At 58.0% G+C, this 5445-nt stretch carries 6 protein-coding genes; 3 read left to right on the top strand and 3 right to left on the bottom strand.

The features are described 5' to 3' along the window. Positions 1 to 170: 170 nt before the first annotated feature. Positions 171 to 314, top strand: a complete 144-nt coding sequence (locus B140_RS14000) for a hypothetical protein (protein ID WP_018119440.1) — start codon at positions 171 to 173, stop codon at positions 312 to 314. 805 nt (positions 315 to 1119) lie between these two features. Here the strand turns inward: B140_RS14000 and B140_RS13535 are convergent. From B140_RS13535 to B140_RS13990, 3 genes are read right to left on the bottom strand one after another with little or no spacing between them, the layout of a single operon-like run. Beyond that, positions 1120 to 1593: a Panacea domain-containing protein gene (locus B140_RS13535; RefSeq protein WP_244874431.1), complete on the bottom strand. Its 474-nt coding sequence runs from the start codon at positions 1591 to 1593 to the stop codon at positions 1120 to 1122. Positions 1594 to 1626: 33 nt separating this feature from the next. Next, the gene (locus B140_RS13995) at positions 1627 to 1998 is read right to left on the bottom strand and encodes a hypothetical protein (RefSeq protein ID WP_156801785.1); all 372 of its coding nucleotides are present in this window, start codon (positions 1996 to 1998) and stop codon (positions 1627 to 1629) included. Next, positions 1986 to 2243, bottom strand: a complete 258-nt coding sequence (locus B140_RS13990; protein ID WP_156801784.1) for a hypothetical protein — start codon at positions 2241 to 2243, stop codon at positions 1986 to 1988. Before B140_RS13990 ends, B140_RS13995 begins: the two co-directional genes overlap by 13 nt. 1457 nt (positions 2244 to 3700) lie before the next feature. On the opposite strand from B140_RS13990, the gene B140_RS0111175 reads away from it, so the two are divergent. Both B140_RS0111175 and B140_RS13985 read left to right on the top strand, forming a co-directional pair. Beyond that, positions 3701 to 4051, top strand: a complete 351-nt coding sequence (locus B140_RS0111175) for a hypothetical protein (protein ID WP_156801783.1) — start codon at positions 3701 to 3703, stop codon at positions 4049 to 4051. Between the two features lie 757 nt (positions 4052 to 4808). Continuing rightward, the coding region (locus tag B140_RS13985; RefSeq protein WP_156801782.1) for a hypothetical protein at positions 4809 to 5445 on the top strand (637 nt) is incomplete at its 3' end.

The following is a 5445-nucleotide window of genomic DNA, read 5'->3' as shown; positions in this document are numbered from 1 at the left end:
GTCGGTATCTACCTAGCGATCAGCGCAGACCGCAGAGCCTGGTACAAAGAAAAACACCAGGAAAAGCAGGTAAAACCGACAAAGAATGAGAAGAAATAGAGACCCCGGTTCTGGAAGCTCGTACCATCCAGAACCGGGGCTCGCCCCCACACTACCCGAAAGGCTCCATCATGCTTGACCGAGAAGATGCCCTATTCGCCACCCTCGGCATCATCCTGATCGCCGTCACTACTGGCTGGAAAATCGCCCTCCCTGTCGCGGCTTTCCTCACCGTCTCCGCATACCTGCGCCACCGCCACATCAAGGCCTGCTGATGCGCGCCGGTTACATCGACTGGGACACCGGGCGTGAGCTTTGGCCCGCTGAGCAGTGCTCGGGTCACTGTGGCGTAGCGCGCTCCACCTGGACAACGTATGTGGCGCGTGAGCAGGCCCCTACGCCGGTTGCGCGGCTGCATGGCACCCCCCTGTGGGATGCTTCGGAGGTGCGGGTGTGGCACGCGGGGCGCCCGTCTCAGCGGCGCGGTTAGGTGCCGGTGGGGCCGAACCCGCCGTTGCCGCGCTCAGTACTGGGGAGGGCGTCCACCAATTTGATCTCTACTACCTCGCGCCCGTGATTTACCAGTAGCACCTCGATGTGTGCGGTGGTCAGTGTGTGGGTGGACTCGTGCGCGGGGTCCGTCGGTGGCCGGTGTGGTGTGCCCGGTGCGTTGGTGGTGTGGGGGAGGGAGTTCGGGCGCGCCGGGGCGCGGGTGGTGTCTGGCGGTACCGGGTTGGTTGGTGTGTGGGCGCCTGGGGTCTGTTCGGGGGTCGTGTGTGGTCCCTTTGGAGGTCGCGGGGGTGTAGGGGCTAGGGTGCGCCGGGTTGCGGGTACAGGCGGGTGCGTGGGTGCTCCGGTGGTGCCCGGCGCGTGGAGAGGGCAACCGGATGGCGGGGCTCACCTGGGTTGGTGAGGCAAAGGCAAAGCGCGCCGGGTGGTTGTTGTGTGGGGATGAGGGGAGATCGTCGAGTGGGCTGTGCCGGTGGTGGTGGTCTGTGGCAGGGGCTGGAGCGTGACCTGTGTTTTTTGGTCGTTGTTGGGGTGCTCCCCTGGGCTGGATAGGTTTTCGATGCTCCTCACTTACGACAACCCCCGCAGTTCACGATAGGTTTCATCTTTGGCGATGTCATCGTTCGACAAAACCGACTGGTAGTTTTGAAACGCCTTATCCCACGCAGAATCTTGACAGTGAGTAATCTCCGAGAGTTCCACCGCCGACTTATCGCGAGTGACAAGCCAGACCCGACTCAACACATCCCTAAATACAGTGTTGCTATCTTCATCATAGAGGACAGATTCCCCTGTAGCATCCTGAGCATATCTTGTAATCCGACTCCTGCTAAAACCCCGGAACTCACGATAGACACTATTTAGCATAGGGCCGTACTCCCAGGTCAAAAATGACTCCGGGAAGAGATCATGACCAGTTCTTTTCCGATACTCGCTGGCCATGAAATAGAGAATCTTTTGAAGTTTCATGGGAGTGATGGTTATCCCCTCAGCGAAGGACCGGGCGAGAATGTTGTTGGACGCAGTGACGGCATCGTATTCCACCACTTGCACCTTCTTCTTTAGGTTGGCTTATTTTTATTCTTGTTCGAGGAGTGTGTGGAGTGCTTGTTCTTCTTGGGCGAGGTTTTTCTGTGCCTTGTAGAGCAGGAAGCAGCTTGTGATGAGAGCGAGTATCGTTACGAGGACTGGTGCTATGTGGGGTGTGTGGATGATAAGCCCTATGGCTATGCCGTGTATGGCGAAGCCTAAGGCTGTTGCATTTATCTGGGATAAACGGTTTTTCGAGTGGGTCCATGCCCCGAGGAGGGCGCCGGGGATGGCTCCTAGGGGCGCGTGGGCTAGTCGTGCTGAGGTTCTTGAGAGACGCCACCGTTCAAAGCAGGTGATGACAAGAAGCACACTATTGAAAAATATGAGCACGGCGCCTAGGAAATCTATATTAACCATTGGTTACTTCCGTCCTTTTCAGTGAGGAGTTCTTCTTGCTTTTCTCGTAGGAATTCGTTGATTTCTTTTCGTGCGTGTTGTAGGGCGCTCCACCTGCCCAGGTTCTCGCTTCTTTCGCCCAGGGAAGCGCCTTCGCGGTTCATTGCTGTTTTTGCTTCTTTGGCCATGGTGTCGAGGATGGTTGTGATGGTGGCGTTGATGTCGCCATAGGTGTCGTGGAGCGGGAGGCGGGCCTCGTGGTTCATGGTGTTCTTCCTTTCTGGTGGTCTGCGGTCTAGTGTAGTGGAAAGCGTTTAAACTGTCAAGTGTTTAGATGTTTGAGTGTTTATGCTGGTGGTGGGGTCAGGGTAGGTGGGTGTGGTCGCAGGTGCCTGGGTGGGGTTGGTGTGGGTGTCAAGGCTCGGACGGGTTTGTATGCCGGCGGCGGTGTGTGGTGCTGCGTGGGGTAGAGATCGCTGTGTGTGCAGGGTGTGCGGGTGTTGTTTTTGTTTCAACAACTCTGTAACAACTTTCGTGGTGGTGGTACTCGTAGTCCCTGTTCGGGGTGGAAAATAGTTGTTGTAGAAGTTGTTGAAAGGTGCTTCGAGCACTATCACGCGTGGGCATGGAGGGGAAGCGAGTTCGGGCTGTGGTGTGCGCGGTGGTGGGTCTGGGGGCGCAGGCTGAGTTGGAGGTGGGGGTTAGGGGGCTAGGTCGTGCCGGGTGTTGTGGCTGGTGGGTTGTGTGCTGGGGCTAGGGCGCGTGTCGTGGGATCGACGGTGTGTGGGCGGTGTCTGTGCTCGCGGACGGACTGTGGTAGTGCGTGTGGCAGGTGCGTGGCAGTTCGTGGTCGTGGCTGTCGTGTGTGTGCTGCGGTTGCGGGCGGTGCTCGGGTGTGTGGAGGGATCGTCGGCGGGTTGGTGGGACTTATCCGGGTTGGGTGATCCTGGGTCGAGGGGCAGTTGTGGTCGGGGGTCTGTGTGCGCCGGGTGCTGCGCGGGTGCGGCGGTGCGGACGGTGGCTGCGTGGCAGGGTGTGCGCCTGGGGTGGCCAGTATGTGCTTGGGTGGGTGCGGTGCGCGGGGCGCGGGCGATGCGGAGTGTCCGTCGCGGGCGGTGGTGTCCGATCTGGTGGTGTGGCCGTGAGTTCGGGAGTGGGTGCAAGGGCGCGCCGGGTGCCTGGTGCAGGTGGGGTGAGCGTGGGGTGTGGCTGTGGTGGGGTGCCCCCACGGGGCTGTGGGTGTGTGGTGGCCTCTTTGTATGTGGGCGCGGGCGGGCGGTTGAGTATTCAAGGTGCGTAGTGTTTAGGCGTTTAAGTGGTGTGGTGCGTGCTCTTGGTGGGGTGTTCGCCTGCGGCGGGGCGCGCCTGTTGCGCAAGCCGTGGAGGCGCGAGCGCGCCGGGCCCTAGTGCAAGCCGAGGTGAGCGCCGACGGGTCTTGGTGGTGGCCAGTACGTGCTTGGGTGCCCGGCGCGCGTCTGGGCTGCTGGGGGCGCTTCGGGTTGGGTTGGTGCTCGGGTGTGCTGCTGGGGTTGGGTTGGTGGCCGGGATTTTCGGGGTGCGGGCTTAGGGTGCGCGGTGGTGGTGTGGCTGTGGGTGTGGGTGTGGGCAGTTTGGGCTTGGTGTTCGGGGTGTGGGTGTCTGGCAGGGTGCGTGGTGTCTGGAACCTACACATCTAAGTGTTTAAGTATTTGAGTGTTTGAAAGTTTTGTTGTAGGGTGGGTATATGAGTAATAGAGATAGGATTATGGTGCGTGCCAGCGAAATTGCTTTGATGATGGAGGCTTTGTCTCGTTGCGAAGCACTGGGGAGTTCGATGTCGGAAGCGCTTGATGATCTTCATCTTCTTATCTGGGATATGGACGATGATGACGATGATGCTGCCGCTGATCACCCGGGTTTTCTTGTTACAGAGGAGGATTACGAGGGTGCCCCGGAGGGTACTATCGTGGTGGCTGATGAGGAACTTCCTTTTTGGCGGAGCGATGAGGGTTGGTGCTGTGGCGGTGGGGAAGTTATTTCTCGTGATATGCGGGGAGTTTCGCGTCGTGTGGTGCGGTGGGGGTGGGCGCTGTGAGTAGTTCTATGCGGGCGGTAGTAGGGGTTAGCCTCGACTGAGTCCGTGCATGGGTGTCAGGGTGCGCCGGGTGACGAGGGAAGTGCTGGGTGTAGGGGGTACGGCGTGGGGAGCGGGTATCTAGCCAGGCACACCGTGGCCGTGGCCGGAGTCGGGGGGTACGTGGGTTAGCAGGGGATACACGCCCAGGTGGATCAGGAAGAAAAGCTGTGTGTCGGGACATGGCGGTATTAGTGCTGCCAGCGATTTACCGCCCGCCGAGTGTTTCCTTACGGGCCAGAGCGCAGAAAGGTGAGGTTGTGGTTGGCCCTTGTTCCCCGGCGTGTTTGGGTTTGGGGTCATGGGTTGAGCGAGCGCGCCGGGCGGGGGCGGTATTGGCAGTGCCAGCGATCTATTACCTGGTGGGTGCACCGCCTTGATAGGTCAAAGGGGCAGAGTGCTTGGTTGGCTTTGTTTCCGGCACGCTCGGAGCTAGGGCGTGGGGCTAGGGAGTCTCATGTGGCAAGCGGGGCTGTGGCGGGCCTTATCTCCTGGATTGTGGTCTGTCACTGTTGCGGTGAGCATGGTTAGATCATCTATAGGGGTGGGTTATTTCCGTTGTGCAGGGTGGTTGGTAATTTGCATTTAATAAATATATAGGTTCTATCTGTTCAATTTTAACTGTAAGTTATCTCTTGACCGGCTTGAGTCCTTGCGTTATCGTACGGAGTTGTAGCCAGAAGGTGTGTCTATTCACTCGAAAGTGAGGGTTTGGAAAATGATTCTAGGCAAGAAATTCCGCAAGGGTGCGGTTTGTGCATCTCTACTTCTCGTCGCGGCGAATGTTTCATTCCCATATGCTAGTGCTGAGGAGCCCTCTTCGTTTACGGCGGGAGGGGAAGGCTTCTCGTATGAGGAGATGGAAGCGCAAGAAAGTGGATTGGACGAGCGTCAAGAAGCATCATTCCGCAGCATTGAAAAGTATCTTGACAAAGATTCTTCTTCCTTTGACTTCTCCAAGGCTCAGGAAGATCCCTCGATAGATGAAGAAACGCTTGAAGACTTCTCCGTAGGGTTAATAAGTCAGGGGTGGAACGTTCAAGCCTCTGAGTCTACTCTGTCCGATCTGAACGATAAGTCGGAAGAATTGTATCCACATACCGTTGCGCTGCGAGCCGCTTGTGAGGGGAGAAATGGTTTCCAAAAGTTCCCTCCAGCGATCCTCCTTAGTAGTTGTGCTGCCTCTGCGGTGCAAAATGCTTATGCTGCTGGAGCGGGTGTGGCTGGTATAGCGGCTGTATTGACAGCCGAGACGGGGGTTGGCCCGGCCTTAGCTGGAACAATAGCTGGAATATTGGCCATCAACTCTGGGATTATTGGTCTCTGCAATTCCTGGGGTCATGGTGTAAAAATAT

It is taken from the genome of Corynebacterium mastitidis DSM 44356, from assembly GCF_000375365.1.
Classification (GTDB): domain Bacteria; phylum Actinomycetota; class Actinomycetes; order Mycobacteriales; family Mycobacteriaceae; genus Corynebacterium; species Corynebacterium mastitidis.
Note: the sequence above shows the minus strand (reverse complement) of the source record. Positions and strands in the feature narration are given on the sequence as shown.